The organism is Marinobacter subterrani, assembly GCF_001045555.1.
GTDB classification, from domain to species: Bacteria; Pseudomonadota; Gammaproteobacteria; order Pseudomonadales; family Oleiphilaceae; genus Marinobacter; species Marinobacter subterrani.
This window is the reverse complement of sequence record NZ_LFBU01000002.1, coordinates 840,151-859,583: the sequence shown is the minus strand read 5'-3', so window position 1 is coordinate 859,583 and position 19,433 is coordinate 840,151. Positions and strand designations below refer to the sequence as shown.

Sequence of the window (19,433 nt, the reverse complement as noted above, 5' to 3'; positions counted from 1 at the left end):
TTACCGCATACCGCGGGCAATGATTGATGCCATTGACTGACTCATTGCGGGCCGCAGAAGCGGGCTAAGGTTAATGCCAGGTTGTCCGGGCTTGCCTCCGAGGTCACCACCGCATCGCCAAGTGCACGCAGGAGCACCAGCCGGAGCTGCCCATCGATATTCTTTTTGTCGACCGCCATGAGGTTCATGAAATCATCCGCTGTCATTCCGGTCGGAGGTTTACCGGGCAGCCCGGCATCCAGAATCAGACGGGTTATCCGCTGGCAGTCAGCCTGCGAAATCATGCCTTCAAGGGCGGACAGTTCCGCCGCCATGATCATGCCAGTGCCAACCGCTTCGCCGTGGAGCCAGCTGCCGTAACCGGCAAAGGTCTCAATGGCATGACCAAAGGTGTGACCAAGGTTCAGTATCGCCCTCAGGCCGCCTTCACGCTCATCCAGGGCGACAGCCTCGGCCTTGCAGACGCAGGACCGGTAGATGGCTTCGGCAAGCGCATCGGGCTTGAGTGCAACCAGATCCCCCACCCGCTCTTCAAGCCAGGCAAGAAAATCCAGGTCCCGGATGAGCCCGTATTTGATCACCTCAGCGATGCCCGCCGACACTTCACGCGGCGGCAGGGTCTGCAGGCTACGGGTATCAATCAGCACCGCCTGCGGTTGGTGGAAGGCACCAATCATGTTCTTGCCCAGCGGGTGATTTATGCCGGTCTTGCCACCCACCGAGGAGTCCACCTGTGACAACAGGGTGGTAGGAATCTGGATGAAAGGAACGCCCCGCTGGTAGCACGCTGCCGCGAAGCCTGCCATATCGCCCACCACGCCTCCGCCCAGCGCGACCAGAGTGGTTTTCCGGGTATGCCGGTGCTCAAGAAGGCCATCGAAAATCCGGTTCAGGGTCTGCCAGTCTTTGAAGCTCTCACCATCCGGCAGTAAAACCGTATCAACCTGCTTGCCGGGAAAGCAGGCGATGGCGCTCTCCAGATACAGGGGTGCGACGGTTTCGTTGGTGACAATCATGACCTGGGAGCCAGCGACAAAACGCGACAGGTCGAAGTTACCCAGAAGGCCCTGGCCAATGAAAATCGGGTAGCTGCGCTCGCCCAGATCAACTGAAAGTTCACGAAGCAGGTTAGACATGGTTTCGACCTTCCTTCCGGATCTGTCTCTTGTGGCGGGGTGTTCTCGGATTCAGCCGGTTGACCAGTTGCCGAACCACAAGCCTGGGGCTTTTGCGATCCGTGTACATGATGATGTCAGCCAGGCGTGAATACAGCGGATCCCGGATCGAGAAGAGGTTTCTCAGGACCGCTTCCGGATCATCGTTCTGCAGCAATGGCCGGTTACGGTCTTTCCGCGTTCGCTCAACCTGCTGCTCAATCGAGGTTTTCAGATAGATAACCATCGAGTCCTTTTTGAGCAGGGGGTGATTTTCCGGCCGCATCACTGCACCACCGCCCGTGGCAAGCACGGTGCCGTCTTCATTCGACAACTCGTCAAGCATGGCGGTTTCCCGCTGGCGGAAGCCATCCTCGCCTTCAACATCAAATATCCACGGAATATTGGCACCACAACGCTGCTCGATGATTCGATCCGAATCGAGAAAACGATAGCCCAGTTCTTTGGCAAGCATCCGGCCAATTGTGCTTTTCCCTGCCCCCATGGGCCCGACGAGGACAACGCGTTTCGGCAAAGACATAACTTCCGCTCAGTTTTGTTCAGGCGGGTGAGAATATCACAGGGCCGGTACTTGCATAAGTTCCGGGCCCGGCCTGGTGGACATTCGGGCATAAAAAAGCCGCCGGTTCGACGCGGCGGCTTTTTCCGGAACCCCGACGATTACCGGACAAGGTCGCTCTTGATGATCTTGGGCGTGATGAAAATCAACAGCTCGCTGCGCTCATCGATTTTCTCGGTGCGCTTGAACAGGCGGCCCAGGTAGGGAATGTCACCGAGGAACGGCGTCTTGGTAACCTGGGTGGCGACCTCGGACTGGAAGATACCGCCCAGCACGACGGTTTCGCCGTTACCGACCAGCACCTGAGTGGTTACCTGGTTGGTATTGATCGCCGGAATGCCGGCGGTCACTTCACCACGGGAATCCTGATTGACCACCAGGTCCATGATGATCTTGTCGTCCGGGGTAATTTGCGGCGTTACCTCAAGCGAAAGCACCGCTTCCTTGAAAGAGACCGACGTTGCACCGCTGGAAGACGCTTCCTGATACGGGATTTCCTCACCGGACTTGATTGATGCTGTCTGGCGATCGGCAGTCACAACCCGCGGCTGGGAAACCACTTCGGCCTGACCGTCACTCTCCAGGGCCGACAGTTCCAGATCGACCAGGAAGTCATCACTGCCCCAGCCGATGGCAAAGGACGAGGCGCCCTCACCACTAACGCCGAGGTCGACCGCCAGTGCCCCCGGGAAGGTAATGGTACTGCTGGTACCCGACGCAGCATCACGGGCTTCCTGTAGCGACTGCTGAGAGCCACCGACCGTGAATACGTTATCGCCACTGACATCGTAAGCGGCACCACCCCAGCGGATACCCAGGTTTTCCGCCACATTGGTCTGGGCCCGGACAATACGCGCCTCGATGGACACCTGCCGTACCGGCACATCCCACGTGGACACCAGCCGGCGAATTTCCTCAAGCTTGTCCGCCGTCTCACGAACACTGATAGTGTTGGTACGGACATCCGAGGAGATGAAACCGCGATCGGAAATCAGTTCTTCATCTTCCTTGATCAGGCCTACAATGTCAGCAGCCTTGGCGTAGTTGACCTGGATAATGTCCAGCCGAACCGGCGCCAACTCGGCGATCTGCTTATTGGTTTCCAGCTCCAGCTTTTCCCGGGCGGCAATCTCGTCGGCCGGCGCCACCAGCAGCACGTTACCAATCTGGCGCTTGTCGAGACCCTTGGTTTTCAGAATCAGGTCCAGCGCCTGATCCCAGGGCACATTCTGCAGCCGGAGGGTAATGCTGCCGCCTACGGTATCACTGGCAACCAGGTTCAGGCCGGTGAAGTCGGCAATCAGCTGAAGAACCGAACGCACCTCAATATCCTGGAAGTTCAGGGAAAGCTTCTCACCGGTGTAAGGGAATTTCTCTTCGCGGCGTAGCTCGGCTTCCTGTTCGGTCAGCTTTTCAACACTGACGGTAAATTCACCGCCGGACTGGTAGGCGATGTAGTCATAGTTGCCTTCCGGGCGAATCTCGACGACGGCATCACCACCCTCAACAAAGGTGTCGATGCGCTGAACCGGCGTGGCGAAGTCAGTAACGTCCAGACGACGACGCAGCTCAGGCGGAACGTTAAGCCCGTCCATGGTCAGGCGAATGACACCGCCCTGCTCGGTCAGGTTCACCGGCGTATTGGAGCTGCCCAAGTCAACAATGACACGACCTTCTCCTTCGTCGCCGCGGCGGAAATCCACACCGGCGAGGGCATTGGCCTGGGCCGATCCCGAAGCCCCGGAGTCACTTTTTGAGGAAGCGGACGAAATAACCGAAGAAGGGGCCGGCGCATCGCCACCGATGGTCATAACCAGAGAGTTGCCGGCGCGAACCGTGTCGTGCGGAACCAACTCAACCAGGTTGAAAATCAGCCGCGTACGGTCGTCGGTTTCAACCACCGTCATACTCTGGGCATTACCGGACCCAAGAGGAATGCTGCGACTGTCCAGACCGCTTTTCGTGTCCCGCAGATCGACCGCAATACGAGCCGGGCGCTCGATGGTATAGCCGGTGGGTTCCGGCGGCACCCCATCAAATTGCAGTGTCACCTGCAGTCTTTCGCCCGGTAGCGACGAAAACGAAACGTCCTCCAGCGTGACCGCGTTGGCCAGGCTGGAGAACAACCCAAAAGCAATCACGCTGACGTATACATTGAGTTTTCTGAACATCGCTAGCCTCGACCCTGAACTTTTTTGTACGTGCATGTTTCTTTCAACTTTCATCCAGCCGCTCCTTAGCCCGCATCCTCTTCCAGGAGGGACAGGGAGCGAGGACGCTCAACCCAGCCACCCTGGCCATTGGGAACAATTTCGATCAGCTCAATACGGGTTTCACTGATGCCCACAATGCGGCCGTAGTTCTCACCCATATAGTTTCCGGTCTGAACCCGGTGGATTCCCCCGGTGCTGTCCTCAACAAGGGCAAACAGATTGCCCGATGCGCCCTGAAGTGTGCCAACCATCTGGAGCGATTTAATATCGAAATTCTCGAGAACCTCTCTTGGCCTGTCGAGATCCGGCTCAACATTACTGACCGGCTTCTCATCCACCATCGTCAGTTGAACCTCGATTGGCGGCTCGAACGGTGACCGCCGGTCCGCCGCCGAGTAGGTGAACGCTTCGTATGCCTTGAATTCGGGCAGAGGCTCGACGTGGCCCCTCGGTTTCGCCCGCGTCTCCGCCATGAACTTATCAAGATCTGAAAATCCGCCGCCCTGGGAGCAGGCTGTCATGAGAGACACCAGACACACTCCCAGCCAGGCTTTTGCTGCATGCTTTCCTGTCATGCTCATTCTCCAGCCCGGTAGCGGTAGGTGCGAGCGACAACCTGCATATCAAGCTGATCCCCCTCTCCGCCAGTTGGTTTGATGGTGAAGTCATGCAGAGTCACAATCCGTGGCAGGCTGGCAACGCTGCTGACAAACGACGCAAGCTCGTGATACGAGCCGGAAACCCGGATATTGATCGGCAGCACGGAGTAAAAATCCTTGGGCTGCTCCGGCTGTAGCGCCACTTCCTGGAGTGCCAGACCGCTGCCGAGAGCGGTATTGGTAATATCCTCCAGCAACCCGGGCACCTCGGTCTCGCTTGGCAGCTGTCGCACGAGGGCCCCGAAGGTTTCTTCCATCTCCGTCATCTGCGCCTTGAAGACTTCGAGGTTCGCCACCTGATAGGCTTTCTCTTCGTAGGTCTTGCGCAATTCCAGCTCGGTTTTCTCGACCCGTTCAAGCTGAGCGTACTGATCCTTGATAAAGAACCAGTACCCGCCTCCGAGGATGAGCCCGAAGATGATCAGGACCACAATGGCCTTGACCGGCGCCGGCCAGATTCCCGCGTTATTAACGTCGAGATCATTGATATCAAATTCATTAAGGCTTTTAAGTGAGTCCGCGAGGCTCATTACTTATCCTCCCCTTCGGGCTCGGGCGTTTTCTGTTGTACCGAGAGGTTGAACTGGCTGTAACCGGCCCGCCGGCTATCAGCGGCCGACACGTTGGACAGGTTGGGCTGGGTGAACCAGTCGGATTCCTCGAACTGGCGCATCAGCGTGGAAACCCGGCTGTTGGATTCCGCCATACCGACAATATCAAGGCGATCGCCGGTACGCTTGAGATCGGTATAGAACAGCCCATCAGGCAAGGTTCTGACTATTTCATCAAACACCCGGACGATAATAGGCCGTTTACCCTGGAGATCCTGGATCACCTGCATCCGGGCAAGAAGCTCATCCCTTTTGCGCTTGAGGCTCTCGATTTCCTTGATCTGCTGATCGAGCTTTTTGGTTGCTGTCTCGATGTAGGCGTTGCGCGATTGCTGGTAGGCGATCCGGTTGTCCATATCCGACTTCCAGAGGAACACCAGGCCAGCGGCAATGATCGCCGCACCAAGCAGCATGACCACGAACTGTTTCTGTTTCTCGGCACGGAGTTCCTCGCGCCATGGTCGAAGGTTAATCTTTGCCATCAGTCGAAGCTCCTCATTGCCAGCCCGCAGGCAATCATCAGAGAAGGAGCATCATTACTCAGTGCCGATGCATTGACCCGGGACCCGACCGCCATGTCCGCAAACGGGTTTGCAACCAGTGTCGGTGTACCTGTTTTTTCTTCGACCATCTCCGTCAGCCCCTGTATCGAGGCAGTACCGCCTGCCAGAACCACATAGTCGACGGCATTGTACTGACTGGCACCAAAGAAGAACTGAAGCGCTCGCGCGACCTGCTGCACTACCGCTTCGCGGAACGGTGAAAGCACTTCCGACTCATAGTCGTCAGGCAACCCGCCCTGCTTTTTGGCCAGGCCGGCCTCTTCGATTGACAGGCCGTAACGCCGCTGGATTTCCTCGGTCAGCTGCTTACCGCCGAAAATCTGCTCCCGGGTGTACACGGTTTTACCACCGGCCAGAACGCTGAGCGTGGTCATGGTTGCACCGACGTCAACGATGGCAACCACCAGCTCCTCGCCCTGGAAATCCAGCTGCGGTTCAATCAGTGTGTAAGCCCGCTCCAGCGCGTATGCCTCGACATCAACCACCTTGGCTGTCAGTGAGGCAATCTCGAGGGCATCTTCGCGGATATCGACGTTTTCCTTGCGGCATGCGGCCAGCAGCACATCGACCTGATCGGGGTTGCTTTCGGAGGCACCCTGCACTTCGAAATCGATGGCCACCTCATCCAGCGGGTATGGAATGTACTGATCCGCCTCCAGGGCGATCTGATCTTCCATCTCGAATTCGTTGAGGCCACCATCCATCTGGATGACCTTGGTGATGACCGCGGAGCCGGAGACAGCGACCGCAACCTGCTTTGCGCCGGTGCGGGACTTGGAGGCAACGCGCTTGAGCACTTCACCCACCGCCTCGACATCCGTGATATTTTTTTCAACCACAGCGTTCGCCGGCAACGGCTCCACCGCGTAGCTTTCGACCTTGTAACGGTCGCCCTGCCTTGACAGCTCCAGAAGTTTGACCGAGCTGGAACTTATATCCACGCCCAGCACTGCACTGGATTTCTTTCCCAACAATCCGAACACGCGCTCACCCTATACCTGGTTAGATGCACCGGGTTACGTAACTTATGTGTTTTTTATTTAAGAGAATTTCTTCATTATTCCGTCTACAATGCGTGTTCTTTTTAATCGAGAACCATTGCAGCGGTGAAGCGACTCATCCTTCCTAAAGCAATTTCTCAAATGATAGACCTATATCCAACAGTTGTCAGAAAAAAATGTCTCATTTGTTGCGCACATCTCGCCTTTTCGCCTGGCTGTTTCTTACCGGACTGAGTGTCGCCGTAATAGTAACCTCAGGCTTCTATCTCTATCTTCGTCCTGGCCTTCCTGCGGTCGACAGGCTTCTGGATATCAAGCTCCAGACGCCGCTGCGGGTCTACAGCAAAGACATGAGATTAATAGCAGAATTCGGTGAAAAGAGAAGGGCACCGATCACAATCGAACAGATCCCAACAATTCAGTTACAAGCCTTTATGGCCGCTGAAGACTCCCGTTTCTACGAGCACTTCGGGGTCGACATCAAAGGCCTGGCGCGGGCTGCCATCGAACTGGTCTCCACCGGGGAGATCCAGTCCGGGGGCAGTACCATCACGATGCAGGTTGCAAAAAATTACTTTTTGTCACGCGACAGAACCTTTATCCGGAAGTTCAATGAGATACTTCTGGCTCTTCAGATAGAACGTGAGCTTGATAAAGACCGCATTCTTGAGCTCTACCTGAACAAGATTTATCTCGGCAACCGCGCCTACGGGATTGCCGCCGCCGCGCAGGTTTATTATGACAAACCAGTAGCACAGCTCTCATTGGCGCAGATGGCCATGCTCGCAGGCCTGCCCAAAGCCCCGTCTGCCTACAATCCACTTGCCAACCCTGAGCGCGCAATGATTCGCCGGAACTGGATTCTGGGCCGGATGAAGGAACTGGGCTATATCACTCCGGACGCCTACGAGCTTGCCGTTTCCGCGCCGCTTACCGCCACTTATAACAGCACGGATACGGAAGTTGACGCCGACTATGTTGCCGAGATGGCCCGCTACGAAATGGTCCAGCGCTACGGCGAGCAAGCCTACACCGATGGCTATACTGTCATCCTCACCGTTGACAGCGAGAAACAGCAAGCTGCCACGGAAGCCCTCCGGGATGGCCTTGAAGCCTACGACCGACGCCATGGCTTCCGGGGCCCCATCGGCCAGATTGATCCGGAGACCCTGGCAGGGAGCGACCTCTCGGAGGCCATGCGGAATTACCCTCAGGTGGAGTCCCTGCTCCCTGCCGTCGTTACCAGCGTAAACGACAAAACCGGAGAGGTCCGCGTGCACGCCCGAACGCTGGGACAGGTCATCATGCCTTTCGAAACGATGATATGGGCAAGCCGCTACAAAACTGAAGACTTCACCGGCCCGGAACCCGAAAAACCCTCGGATGTGGTTGCCGTAGGTGATGTTGTCTATGTGCGGGCCGAGACGCCGACGAAGCAAGAGACCACGCCCGAAACGAACGGCGAGGCCCTCCAGGAAGACGCGGAGCCTGGCGAACCGGCACTTGTCTCACTTGCCCAGGTGCCTCGCGTTGAAGGCGCCCTGATCTCGCTGGACGCCCAGACAGGCGCTATCCAGGCACTCAGCGGCGGATACAGCTTCAGCCAGAGCAAATACAACCGGGCCGTCCAGGCGCAAAGACAACCCGGCTCTACCTTCAAGCCCTTCCTGTACCTCAGCGCTCTCGAAAGCGGAATGACACCCGCGACCATCTATAACGACGCGCCAATTGTGCTTGACGACGCCGAGCTACAGTCTACCTGGCGTCCCCAGAATTCCTCGGGACAGTTCTACGGCCCGACCCGGCTTCGCGAAGCCCTCTACAGCTCGAGAAACCTGGTCTCCATCCGGCTGTTACGCGATCTTGGCATCGAAAACACGCTTGACTATCTGAGGCAGCTGGAAATTCCGGTCGACAACATGCCCTCCAACCTTTCCCTGGCGCTTGGCAGCGGCCTGCTCAGCCCCATGGAGCTGGCCCGCGGCATGGCAGTGATTGCGAACGGGGGGTATGACGTTGAGCCCTACCTGATCGAGACCATCAAGAACGTCCGCGGGGAGGTCATCTACCAGGCTCCGGAGACCGTTTTGTGCGATCAGAACTGCAATGAGATTGCGGAAAAGGCCGAAGCCAACGAAACGAGCCCAGGGGCGAAGCCTGCCGAACGTACCGGCAACACACCGCAGGTAAGAGTGATGCGCCGGCTTGCCGATGAACGCTCGGTATACATTCTCCACTCGATGATGCGGGACGTTATCCGCCTTGGCACGGGTCGCAGGGCCCTGGCGCTCGGGCGCGATGACGTTGCAGGCAAGACCGGCACCACCAACGAACAGAAGGACACCTGGTTTGCCGGGTTCAACCACGACATCGCAACAACGGCCTGGGTAGGATTCGATCAACCAGCGCCGCTGGGCAGAGGCGAGTTTGGCGCCAGCACAGCGCTGCCAGTCTGGCTGGACTACATGGAAGTCGCCCTTGAGGGCGAGCCCCCATCCTTTATGCCTCGCCCAAACGGCATAGTGAACATTCGCATCAACCCCGAAACCGGACAGCGCGCGAGACCGGGCGAAGACGGCATGTTTGAGATCTTCCGGGAAGAGGATGCCCCGCCGCCGCTGCAGACCGAAGAGGAAATCGATAACAACGGGCGCGCCGGAGAAGACGATCTCTCACGAAGAATTTTCTGACACAGACAGATCAGACACAAAAAAACCGGCGGGATCACCGCCGGTTTTTTATTGCCCGGGCAGGTATCAGATGATATCGGCCATGGACTTGAGCGGATAGTGCGCTGGATAGGGGTTACGGGCAACGCCGGAATCCACCGCCGCCCGAGCTACAGCTGCCGGAACAACATCAAGCAGGCGGACATCCATCGGCTTGGGAATGATGTATTCCTTACCGAATTCGAAACTCTCAACACCGTAAGCCTCACAGATTTCCTGCGGGACAGGCTCTTTGGCCAGCTCACGAATTGCATTGACGGCCGCCACTTTCATCTCTTCATTGATCACTCTGGCGCGAACATCGAGCGCCCCACGGAAGATAAACGGGAAGCCCAGCACATTGTTGACCTGGTTCGGGTAGTCGGAACGGCCAGTCGCCATGATCAGATCGTCACGGGTCGCCCGGGCAAGTTCCGGGTTGATCTCCGGATCCGGGTTAGAGCATGCAAAGATAATAGGGTTCGGCGCCATCTTCTTGAGCTGCTCACCGGTAAGGAGATCCGGGCCGGACAGGCCGAGGAATACGTCCGCACCGTCAATGGCATCGTCCAGAGTCCGCCTGTCAGTATCATTGGCGAACATCGCCTTGTACTGGTTCAGATCATCACGACCAGAGTGGATCACACCCTTGCGGTCAAGCATGAAGATGTTTTCCGAGCGAATACCGCAGCTGACCAGCAGCTTCATGCAGGCAATGGCGGCTGCGCCGGCACCCAGGCAAACCACCTTCGCTTCTTCAATCTTTTTACCCTGCAGCTCAAGGGCATTAAGCATGCCGGCGGCAGTAACAATGGCAGTACCGTGCTGGTCGTCGTGGAAGACGGGCACGCTGCATTTTTCAATCAGAGCGCGCTCGATTTCAAAGCACTCCGGCGCCTTGATATCTTCGAGATTGATACCACCGAAGGTATCGGCAATACGCTCGACCGTTTCAATAAACGCCTGCGGGCTTTCGGAATTGACTTCAATATCGAACACATCAATTCCGGCAAAGCGCTTGAACAGTACGCCCTTGCCCTCCATTACCGGCTTGCTTGCCAGGGGGCCCAGGTTACCCAGACCAAGAATCGCGGAACCGTCGGAGATAACAGCCACCAGGTTGCCCTTGGCGGTGTATTTGTACGCATTCTCCGGATCTTTTGCGATCTCTCGGACCGGTTCAGCAACCCCGGGACTATACGCCAGGGAAAGGTCGCGGGACGTCTTGGTTGGCTTGGTGATTTCAACACTCAATTTACCAGGACGCGGCTTGGCGTGATATTCAAGGGCTGCTTCTTTCAGATCTTGAGACATTGCCACTGTTCCGTTTGTCACGTTTAAAGGTAATAAACCGCGGGAGCTCGCCCGACGGGGCCCGTCATTATGGCTTGCCAGCCCAGAAACGACAAGTGGCGCAAAACCATCCTGCAGAGGTTCTGCCAAGCCCGGCCCCACATGTCGCCAACTGCTACACATGATAGTCGAGACCAGAAAAAAGCGCCCGCAGGCGCTTTAATGAATCCGTAGCGATCAGTCTTTCTTGCCAGCGATACGGCCGCCAAAACGCTTCTGGAAACGGTCGATCCGGCCACCGGTGTCCATGACCTTCTGCTTGCCGGTATAGAACGGGTGGCACTGGGAGCACACGTCCAGTTGTAGATCATGGGTATAGGTCGAGCGGGTCTTGAATGAATTACCGCAGGAACAAGTGGCGGTAATTTCTTCGTACTTGGGATGAATACCTTCTTTCATGGCGAACCTCGTTAGGTCATGCCGCTACCTGATCACGGGGCATCTGAACTACCCTGGCGCCAGGCACCGCATGTTTGAATCAATTGAGAAGACGGGGCACAATCATGCCCTGCCGGAAACAGACCGCGAATCTTACTTGCAATTATTGCCACAGGCAAGCGCCACCCTGGTTTCCGGACTCGCCCACCAGAGATTTCGCGGCAGGCCGCCGGGTACAACAGGATAGGGAAAAACCGTGACACCCCTTTTTCAGTGGAGCACCCAGTGCCCTTGACCGCACGCATTGCCCTGAACCGCCCCCTGCGCCGGCTCTTCGATTACTCCGTTCCGGAAGGTGTCCGGCTTGTGCCCGGCCAGAGGGTAAGAATCCCTTTCGGTCGGCAGCAGGCAATCGGCCTTGTCGTTCAAACCGGAGTAGAGCCTCTTCCCGGCATCAACCTCAAGCCGGTCATTGCGACCATGGAAGACTGGCCAGCCCTTCCGGAGGAGACCGTCAGCCTGCTCAGCTGGGCGAGTGACTATTACCAGCACCCTCTGGGTGAGTGCCTGTTCACCGCCCTGCCTCCGGCACTGAGACGTGGCAGAAAAGCCGAGGAAAAGCCCGTCGAATGGTGGGTGGCCTGCGGCCACGGGGAAGCTCTCCCGGCCAACGCCCATCGACAGAGGGCGCTGCTCGAATGGCTCAACCGGCATAGCCAGGGCGCAGCGGGCAGCGACATCATCAGGGCCGGATTCACCCGCACTCAGCTCAGGACCCTATGCGACAGAGAGCTGGTGAAATCCGTCTCGCCCCCCTCGCCTCACTCAGCCACTGCAGAACCTGAATTCCTGGCGACGGGACCAACCCTCTCCGGCGCCCAGGCTGCGGCCGCCGAAGAATTGGCCAGCGCCGGGTCGGGGTTCAGCGCCTCCCTTTTATATGGGATTACCGGCAGCGGAAAAACGGAACTTTACCTGCATTATCTCAAACAAAATTTGGGAACAGAGGACCAGGCGCTTGTACTGGTGCCCGAAATCAACCTGACCCCACAGACCGTCGCCCGCTTCAGGCACTATTTCGGCACCCGTATTGTGGTATGGCACTCCGCCCTCAATGACGGCGAGCGACTGACGACCTGGCTGAAAATCCGCAACGGTGAACCTGTCATCCTGATCGGCACCCGCTCGGCGGTTCTGCTACCGTTTACGGGATTGCAGGCAATCATCGTCGACGAAGAGCATGACAGCTCCTATAAACAGGGCGAGGGTTTCCGGTATTCCGGCCGCGACCTGGCGGTTTATCGCGCGCACCTGAACCGCTGCCCGGTCATTCTTGGCTCCGCCACGCCATCGCTGGAGTCTGTTTACAATGCACAGCAGGGTAAATACCGGCTGGTCAGGCTCGAAGAGCGTGCGGGCAACGCCACTCCACCGGTCATCAGTCTGCTGGACATTCGCAGCCGGCCCCTCGAAGGCGGCCTTTCCCGGCCTGCGCTGAACGCCATTGAACAAACACTGGCCAGGGGTGAGCAGGCACTGGTGTTCGTCAATCGGCGCGGCTTTGCACCGGTGATGATGTGCTTTGACTGCGGCCACATGGTCGAGTGCCCCCGCTGCGACACCCGGCTGACCTATCACCGGCGGGACCGGGCAATGCGATGCCACCACTGCGACTACCAGACGGCAGCCACAGAGCACTGCCCCAAATGCCAGAGCGATGCTTTCAAGCCTGTCGGCCAGGGGACCGAACGAACCGAGGACATTCTCGCCACCGCCTTCCCCGACACGCCCGTTGTTCGGGTGGATCGCGACAGCACCCAACGCAAGGGCAGCATCCAGGGCATCTTGAAACAGGTGAACAGCGGCGAGCCATGCGTGCTTGTTGGCACCCAGATGCTGGCCAAAGGGCATGATTTCCCCAACGTCACGCTCGTTGTGGTGGTCAACGCCGACGGCGGACTGTTCAGCGTGGATTTCCGGGCGCCCGAGCAGCTCATCCAGACCCTTCTGCAAGTCAGTGGCCGGGCCGGCCGCGGCACAAAGCCGGGCAAGGTCCTGGTACAAACCTGCCACAGCGACCACCCGCTACTGAAAACCCTCTGCGAAGGCCATTATCTGGACATCGCCGACCAACTCCTCAGCGAGCGCGACGAGGGCCAGTTCCCGCCATTCCGCGCCATGGCCATTTTCCGCGCCGAAGCCGATACCATGGAAAAGAGCCTGCAGGTTCTCGACGTCATCAAACCGCTCACCAACGCACCGGGCATTGAAACCTGGGGACCACTGCCAGCCATGATTGCCCGCCGCGCGGATAAGCACCGGGCCCAACTGGTCCTGAATGCCCGGAACAGGAAACGCCTTAACACCCTGTTAACAGGAATCTGCCAGGAACTGGACCGGAGAAAGCTGCCCGCAGGGGTCAAGTGGATGATTGATGTTGATCCTCAGGAAACCGGTTGAGCCGCGCAACCCTGGCACGACGTCAGGACTTTTGCTTGCAGCCGGACTTTCCGCGATAATAACCGCCTTCTGTTTCCAAAGGGCGCCCCGCCCCAACGCCAATTCTCCTGTAAATCGAGTCACCTGACAGCATGAAAGAGACCGTTTCCGATCTGCTCCAGTCTGCGCTGGCCGCACTTCAATCCGATGGCACGCTGCCTTCGGACCAGTCCTTCACGCCCCAGGTGGGCAATACCAAGGACAAGTCCCATGGCGACTACGCCTGCAATATTGCCCTGGTTGCCTCAAAGGCAGCCGGCTGCCCGCCCCGGAAGCTGGCAGAAGCGCTGATCGAAAAGCTGCCGCCGAGCAAGGCCGTGGAGAAGGTGGAAATCGCCGGACCGGGCTTTATCAATTTCTTCATGAGCACGGCCAGTGCCTTCGAAGTGGTCAACACCATACTGTCTGAAGGTGACCGTTTTGGCCGTAACGATCAGGGCAAGGGCGAGAAAGTGCAGGTGGAGTTTGTTTCGGCCAACCCCACCGGCCCCCTCCACGTTGGTCATGGCCGTGGTGCGGCCATTGGCGACTGTCTTTGCCGGCTGCTGGAAGCCAATGGTTACGATGTTACCCGGGAGTTCTATTACAACGACGCCGGGGCCCAGATTGATAACCTGGCGCTCTCGGTCCAGGCCCGGGTAAAGGGCCTGTCGCCGGACGACGAGAGCTGGCCGGCGGATGGCTATCGCGGCGATTACATCGTCGACGTAGCCAAGGCCTACCTTGCTGGCGACACGGTCACAGCGGATGATCGGGAAGTCACTGCCAAGGCGGACCCGGAAGACCGGGACGCCATCCGCGAATTCGCCGTGGCCTACCTGCGCCGCGAGCAGGATCTCGACCTGAAAGCCTTCGGGGTCCAGTTTGATGTCTATTTCCTCGAGTCCTCTCTCTACGAGGAAGGCAAGGTAGAAGCCACGGTCAAGCGCCTTCAGGAAAACGGCTACACCTACGAGCAGGACGGTGCCCTTTGGCTGAAAACAACAGAGTTTGGCGATGACAAGGACCGGGTCATGCGCAAGAAGGACGGTGGCTACACCTACTTCCTGCCGGATGTGGCCTACCACCTGGATAAATGGCAGCGGGGCTTTACCACCGTTATCAACGAACAGGGCGCCGATCACCACTCGACCGTTACCCGCGTTCGGGCCGGTTTGCAGGCGCTGAACGCCGGCATTCCCCAAGGCTGGCCCGACTACGTTCTGCACCAGATGGTGATGGTGACCCGCTCTGGCCAGGAAGTGAAAATCTCCAAGCGCGCCGGCAGCTACGTGACCGTCCGGGACCTGATTGATGAAGTTGGCCGCGACGCCACCCGTTTCTTCCTGGCCGCCCGTCGGGTTGATTCCCAGTTGACCTTCGATATCGACCTGGCCCGCTCGCAGACCAACGAAAACCCGGTCTATTACATTCAGTATGCCCATGCGCGCATCTGCAGCGTGCTTCGGAAACTGGCCGAGGAAGGCGTGAAGCGCGGCCGTAATGAATGCGTGGGCGACCTGTCACTGCTGACTCTGGACGAGGAAAAAGAGCTGGCCAACCAGTTGGCAAAATATCCGGAGCTGATCGCCAACTCCGCCGCCCAGCGGGAGCCGCATCACCTGACTCACTATCTGAGAGATCTGGCGGGGCAGTTCCACACATACTACAACGCTCACAAGGTGTTGATCGAGGACACGGCAACACGAGATGCCCGTATCAGCCTTTACCTGGCAGTCCGGCAGGTTATCGCCAACGGGCTGGATTTGCTGGGCGTGAGCGCCCCGGAAGAGATGTAAAGCCGCATGTCCCGAGATTACGCCCGCAAAGACAGGCCATCTGCCAAGGCTTCGGCCACCCCGCGCCGCAAGCCCGGAAAGCCGGCCAAGGCGAAAGCCACCAGGGCGAAACCGGCTGCCACTGCCCGCTCGCAGCACGGGGGCTTGTCGCTGAAATGGATCCTGTCCCTGGCAGCGGTCGGGGGGTTTATCGGGTTTATCGTCTACCTCAACTCTCTGCCGCCCGGCCCGGCCGCGACCGTTCCGCCAATAGCTGACAAACCGGCCCGGAAGACAACCTCAATGCCGGCGGAGACGGCCCGCCAGGAAGACCAGAAACCGGGATTCCGTTTCTACGACATGTTACCGGAATCCGAAGTGGTGCCCCCTGACGTGGAGGAGTACAACCCCGGGCCCGCCAGGCAGGATGTCAACTACATCGTCCAGTCCGGTTCCTTCCGAAGCAAGGAAGATGCCGAACGCCAGCGGGCGCAGATTGCCTTCCAGGGCCTGCGTGCTAGTGTTCAGCGGATCGATCTGGACAACGGTTCTGTGTGGTACCGGGTGAACGTTGGACCGTTCACCTCGCGGAGCGCGATGAACGCCGCAATCGACAAACTGGTTACGATCAATATCGAGCCCCTGGCCCGGAAGATTCCCAAGAAAGATTGATCGTCCCCACCCCGGGCGGGATCCCGGCAAAAATACCTCTTGAATTCCGACCATGCGCCTCCATAACTTGCGGATACCAAGTTTAACCAGGCAATTGGAGCCCAAATGACTACCATTCTTTCCGTTCGCCGCGATGACGAAGTTGCCATGGGTGGCGACGGCCAGGTTTCCCTGGGCAATACCGTGATGAAAGGCAATGCCCGGAAGGTACGCCGCCTCTACAATGGCAAGGTGATTGCCGGCTTTGCTGGTGGCACGGCAGATGCCTTCACCCTGTTTGAGCGGTTCGAGGCCCAGCTCGAGAAGCACCAGGGTAACCTCACCAGAGCCGCGGTGGAGCTGGCGAAAGACTGGCGAACGGACCGGGCATTACGCAGGCTCGAAGCCTTGCTGGCGGTAGCCGACAAAACCGCCTCGCTGATCATTACCGGAAACGGCGATGTCATCGAGCCGGAACAGGGCCTGATTGCCATCGGTTCAGGCGGCCCCTTTGCCCAGGCGTCGGCCCGGGCCCTGCTCGAGAATACAGACCTTTCCGCCCATGAGATTGTCGAGAAGGGCCTGGATATCGCCGCGGATATCTGCATCTACACCAACCACAATCGCACCCTTGAAGTGCTCTCCAAAAACGACTGATCCGGAGCGACCATGTCTGCAATGACTCCCCGTGAGATTGTCCACGAGCTCAACAAACACATCGTGGGTCAGCAAGAAGCCAAGCGGGCGGTAGCCATCGCCCTGAGAAATCGCTGGCGCCGGATGCAGCTGGACAGCAGCCTGCGCGATGAGATCACCCCCAAGAACATTTTGATGATCGGCCCCACGGGTGTCGGTAAAACCGAGATTGCCCGGCGGCTGGCCAAGCTGGCCGACGCGCCCTTCCTGAAGGTGGAAGCTACCAAGTTCACCGAAGTGGGTTACGTCGGCCGGGACGTCGAATCGATTATCCGGGACCTGGCGGACATGGCTGTCAAGATGCTTCGCGAAACTGAGATGAAGCGCCATGAAGGCCGGGCACTGGACGCCGCGGAAGAACGTATCCTGGATGCTCTGATCCCGCCACCAAGGGATTTCAACGAGGACAGCCAGCGCAGTTCCGACTCCTCCACCCGCCAGCTGTTCCGGAAGAAGCTCCGGGAGGGCGAACTGGACGACAAGGAAATCGAGATTGACCTGCGCAATTCCGGGGCCGGCGTGGAAATCATGGCGCCGCCGGGCATGGAGGAGATGACCAACCAGCTGCAAAGCATGTTCTCGAACCTCTCATCCGACAAGCGCAAGACCCGCAAGATGAAGGTCTCGGACGCCCTGAAGCGCGTCAAGGAAGAAGAGGCCGCCAAGCTGGTCAACGACGAAGAGATCAAGCAGAAGGCCGTGCAGGCGGTGGAGCAGAACGGCATCGTGTTCATCGATGAAATCGACAAGGTTGCCAAGCGCTCTGAGAACACCTCATCGGATGTGTCTCGCGAAGGCGTCCAGCGTGATCTTCTGCCGCTGATCGAAGGCAGCACCGTCAGCACCAAGTATGGCGCGATACGCACTGATCACATCCTGTTTATCGCCTCCGGCGCGTTCCACCTGTCCAAGCCTTCGGATCTCATTCCCGAGCTTCAGGGCCGCTTGCCGATCCGGGTGGAGCTGCAGGCCCTCACACCTGAGGACTTCAAGCGCATCCTGACCGAACCGGATGCATCCCTGGTTCAGCAGTACGAGGCCTTGATGCTAACCGAGGGCGTAAAACTGACGTTCCGGGAAGACGCCATTGCCCGCATTGCCGAGGTTGCCTGGAAGGTTAACGAGACCACCGAGAACATCGGTGCCCGACGGCTGCATACCGTACTTGAACGGCTGCTCGAGTCACTGTCCTTCGATGCCGGTGACGGTGTCACCGATGGCTTTGAAGTGACCGCCGAGTACGTCGATGAAAGGCTTGGAGAACTGGCGGAAGACGAGGATCTTAGCCGGTACATTCTCTGAGGTTAACCCGGGGTCAGATGAAAAGTTCATCTGACCCCGTTTTCATCTGACCCCGAACTATTCGGCTTTCGAGAAAAGGTGCGTAACGTTCTCGAGGCCGGTGGCCAGCCTCCCCTTCTCATCTCTTTTCTTTCGGCCCTTGGCGACATAAAGCGGCAGCATTTCACCGTAAAGGCTGGTACTGATCGTGCGTTGCTCGTCTTCAAGACGGTCCCGCCGAAGCTTGATGCCGTACTTCGCCAGTTTGGGCTCCAACTGGTCTGCCCGGTTCAGAAGGTCGCGCCGGGTCATCTGGTAGGCGTGTTCGCATACCATACGCCGTGACTGGAAGCTGAACACATTGGCGAAAAACAGCTTGGCGTCGTCGCGGGTGGGCTCGAACAGAAGAATGTCCTTGTCCGGATAATCCCGGGCATACTGGGCAATACCCGACTGCATCCGTGAGTAGACCATGGTGCGGAACATCTGGGACAGCAGGTTGGGCATACCCGACCGGGTCAGCTCGCCCGGCTTCATCGTTCCGGCGCGCACGGCGGCACTGGCATCGATGGGCACCTGGGGATTTACCGCAAACACCAGGTCGGCTCCGTCCTCAAAGGCGACGGATGCGTGCAAACCCTTGCGCAGGGTGCCGTCTACGTAAAACCGGCCATCGATATCGACCGGCACATACAGGCCCGGCGACGAGGTGCTCGCCTGAATGGCCCTGGAGATGGGCACATGATCGAAGCCCGGGGCACCAAAACAGACGGCCTCCGTGCTCTCGACGTCAGCCGCCACAATGTAGAGGCTGCGCTTGAGCTGACGAAAATCGTTGGTTCGCCCCAGCATGGTGAAGGCACGCTTGAGGTACTCGTGCAGCCCTTCATTATCAAACAGTCCCGCCGGCGCTGCCTGGGCGAGAATGGTCATGGCTTCCAGCAGGCTCTGATCGTAGGGATTATTAACAAACCGGCGCACCGCGGTAGAAACCAGCCCCGGTACCGCCAGCAGCCGACTGCCGAATTCGCGGAAGGCAGGGCGGTAGAAGACTTCCGGGTGAAAGGGGTGAACTTCCGCCTCATTACGCACGAAAATCCGGCACAGTTGCGCCGTGGTCATCTGGTTTGCCAGGTTCGCCGCCACAAAAGAACCGGCGTTCACCCCGACATAAACATCGATATTGTTGAAATCAAGGCCGTCCAGCGCTTCATCCAGGGCTCGCAGGGCTCCAATCTCGTAAATTCCGCCTAAAGGGCCTCCTCCGCCCAGGGCAAGCCCGATGCGGGGAGCGGATTTGAGATCAGCAGGTGCCTTCATAGCCTTTCC

16 protein-coding genes are annotated in these 19,433 nt (G+C 58.3%); 6 read left to right on the top strand and 10 right to left on the bottom strand.

The genetic code is table 11. The features are described from left to right. Positions 1-41 precede the first annotated feature (41 nt). From aroB to msub_RS19840, 7 genes are all read right to left on the bottom strand, one after another. The gene (gene aroB / locus msub_RS19870) at positions 42-1,136 is read right to left on the bottom strand and encodes a 3-dehydroquinate synthase (protein ID WP_048497832.1); all 1,095 of its coding nucleotides are present in this window, start codon (positions 1,134-1,136) and stop codon (positions 42-44) included. Next, on the bottom strand, positions 1,129-1,695 hold the full coding sequence (gene aroK / locus msub_RS19865; RefSeq protein ID WP_048497831.1) for a shikimate kinase AroK: 567 nt from the start codon (positions 1,693-1,695) through the stop codon (positions 1,129-1,131). Before aroK ends, aroB begins: the two co-directional genes overlap by 8 nt. A gap of 140 nt (positions 1,696-1,835) precedes the next feature. After that, on the bottom strand, positions 1,836-3,905 hold the full coding sequence (pilQ, locus tag msub_RS19860; protein ID WP_197083908.1) for a type IV pilus secretin PilQ family protein: 2,070 nt from the start codon (positions 3,903-3,905) through the stop codon (positions 1,836-1,838). A 65-nt stretch (positions 3,906-3,970) separates the two neighbouring features. Next, positions 3,971-4,522, bottom strand: coding sequence for a pilus assembly protein PilP (locus msub_RS19855; RefSeq protein ID WP_048497829.1), 552 nt, complete (start codon positions 4,520-4,522; stop codon positions 3,971-3,973). Between the two features lie 2 nt (positions 4,523-4,524). Beyond that, on the bottom strand, positions 4,525-5,136 hold the full coding sequence (gene pilO, locus msub_RS19850; protein WP_048497828.1) for a type IV pilus inner membrane component PilO: 612 nt from the start codon (positions 5,134-5,136) through the stop codon (positions 4,525-4,527). Beyond that, positions 5,136-5,699 (bottom strand): PilN domain-containing protein, encoded by a 564-nt coding sequence (locus msub_RS19845; protein ID WP_048497827.1) that lies wholly within the window; start codon positions 5,697-5,699, stop codon positions 5,136-5,138. Before msub_RS19845 ends, pilO begins: the two co-directional genes overlap by 1 nt. Further along, on the bottom strand, positions 5,699-6,763 hold the full coding sequence (locus tag msub_RS19840) for a pilus assembly protein PilM (RefSeq protein ID WP_048497826.1): 1,065 nt from the start codon (positions 6,761-6,763) through the stop codon (positions 5,699-5,701). The genes msub_RS19845 and msub_RS19840 overlap by 1 nt, the downstream gene beginning before the upstream one ends. Positions 6,764-6,957: 194 nt before the next feature. Between msub_RS19840 and msub_RS19835 the strand changes: the two genes are divergently transcribed. Further along, positions 6,958-9,471 carry a penicillin-binding protein 1A gene (locus tag msub_RS19835; RefSeq protein WP_048497825.1) on the top strand — a complete coding sequence of 838 codons (2,514 nt, stop codon included), beginning with the start codon at positions 6,958-6,960 and terminating at the stop codon, positions 9,469-9,471. Between the two features lie 66 nt (positions 9,472-9,537). Here msub_RS19835 and msub_RS19830 read toward each other — a convergent pair whose 3' ends face one another. Then, positions 9,538-10,803 carry a malic enzyme-like NAD(P)-binding protein gene (locus msub_RS19830; protein ID WP_048497824.1) on the bottom strand — a complete coding sequence of 422 codons (1,266 nt, stop codon included), beginning with the start codon at positions 10,801-10,803 and terminating at the stop codon, positions 9,538-9,540. A gap of 216 nt (positions 10,804-11,019) precedes the next feature. Continuing rightward, complete coding sequence (rpmE, locus tag msub_RS19825) at positions 11,020-11,241, bottom strand: 50S ribosomal protein L31 (RefSeq protein WP_048497823.1); 222 nt, start codon at positions 11,239-11,241, stop codon at positions 11,020-11,022. 264 nt (positions 11,242-11,505) lie between these two features. Here rpmE and msub_RS19820 point away from each other — a divergent pair, with 264 nt between their 5' ends. From msub_RS19820 to hslU, 5 genes are all read left to right on the top strand, one after another. Beyond that, a complete protein-coding gene (locus msub_RS19820; RefSeq protein ID WP_082146611.1) occupies positions 11,506-13,680 on the top strand; it encodes a primosomal protein N' in 2,175 nt (724 codons plus the stop codon). A 131-nt stretch (positions 13,681-13,811) separates the two neighbouring features. After that, a complete protein-coding gene (argS, locus tag msub_RS19815) occupies positions 13,812-15,497 on the top strand; it encodes an arginine--tRNA ligase (RefSeq protein WP_048497821.1) in 1,686 nt (561 codons plus the stop codon). A gap of 6 nt (positions 15,498-15,503) precedes the next feature. Further along, positions 15,504-16,148: an SPOR domain-containing protein gene (locus tag msub_RS19810; protein ID WP_048497820.1), complete on the top strand. Its 645-nt coding sequence runs from the start codon at positions 15,504-15,506 to the stop codon at positions 16,146-16,148. A 105-nt stretch (positions 16,149-16,253) separates the two neighbouring features. Next, positions 16,254-16,784, top strand: coding sequence for an ATP-dependent protease subunit HslV (gene hslV / locus msub_RS19805; protein WP_048497819.1), 531 nt, complete (start codon positions 16,254-16,256; stop codon positions 16,782-16,784). 12 nt (positions 16,785-16,796) lie between these two features. Continuing rightward, a complete protein-coding gene (hslU, locus tag msub_RS19800; RefSeq protein ID WP_048497818.1) occupies positions 16,797-18,125 on the top strand; it encodes an ATP-dependent protease ATPase subunit HslU in 1,329 nt (442 codons plus the stop codon). A gap of 57 nt (positions 18,126-18,182) precedes the next feature. Here the strand turns inward: hslU and msub_RS19795 are convergent, their stop codons facing one another. After that, entirely contained in the window at positions 18,183-19,424 is a 1,242-nt protein-coding gene (locus msub_RS19795) for a patatin-like phospholipase family protein (protein ID WP_048497817.1), read from the bottom strand. Positions 19,425-19,433: the final 9 nt, after the last annotated feature.

What these genes read in the sequence shown, in the direction of transcription:
- aroB (WP_048497832.1), bottom strand. Translation starts at nt 1,136, where the DNA reads ATGTCTAACCTGCTTCGTGAACTTTCAGTTGATCTGGGCGAGCGCAGC.
- aroK (WP_048497831.1), bottom strand. Translation starts at nt 1,695, where the DNA reads ATGTCTTTGCCGAAACGCGTTGTCCTCGTCGGGCCCATGGGGGCAGGG.
- pilQ (WP_197083908.1), bottom strand. Translation starts at nt 3,905, where the DNA reads ATGTTCAGAAAACTCAATGTATACGTCAGCGTGATTGCTTTTGGGTTG.
- msub_RS19855 (WP_048497829.1), bottom strand. Translation starts at nt 4,522, where the DNA reads ATGACAGGAAAGCATGCAGCAAAAGCCTGGCTGGGAGTGTGTCTGGTG.
- pilO (WP_048497828.1), bottom strand. Translation starts at nt 5,136, where the DNA reads ATGAGCCTCGCGGACTCACTTAAAAGCCTTAATGAATTTGATATCAAT.
- msub_RS19845 (WP_048497827.1), bottom strand. Translation starts at nt 5,699, where the DNA reads ATGGCAAAGATTAACCTTCGACCATGGCGCGAGGAACTCCGTGCCGAG.
- msub_RS19835 (WP_048497825.1), top strand. Translation starts at nt 6,958, where the DNA reads ATGTCTCATTTGTTGCGCACATCTCGCCTTTTCGCCTGGCTGTTTCTT.
- msub_RS19830 (WP_048497824.1), bottom strand. Translation starts at nt 10,803, where the DNA reads ATGTCTCAAGATCTGAAAGAAGCAGCCCTTGAATATCACGCCAAGCCG.
- rpmE (WP_048497823.1), bottom strand. Translation starts at nt 11,241, where the DNA reads ATGAAAGAAGGTATTCATCCCAAGTACGAAGAAATTACCGCCACTTGT.
- argS (WP_048497821.1), top strand. Translation starts at nt 13,812, where the DNA reads ATGAAAGAGACCGTTTCCGATCTGCTCCAGTCTGCGCTGGCCGCACTT.
- msub_RS19810 (WP_048497820.1), top strand. Translation starts at nt 15,504, where the DNA reads ATGTCCCGAGATTACGCCCGCAAAGACAGGCCATCTGCCAAGGCTTCG.
- hslV (WP_048497819.1), top strand. Translation starts at nt 16,254, where the DNA reads ATGACTACCATTCTTTCCGTTCGCCGCGATGACGAAGTTGCCATGGGT.
- hslU (WP_048497818.1), top strand. Translation starts at nt 16,797, where the DNA reads ATGTCTGCAATGACTCCCCGTGAGATTGTCCACGAGCTCAACAAACAC.
- msub_RS19795 (WP_048497817.1), bottom strand. Translation starts at nt 19,424, where the DNA reads ATGAAGGCACCTGCTGATCTCAAATCCGCTCCCCGCATCGGGCTTGCC.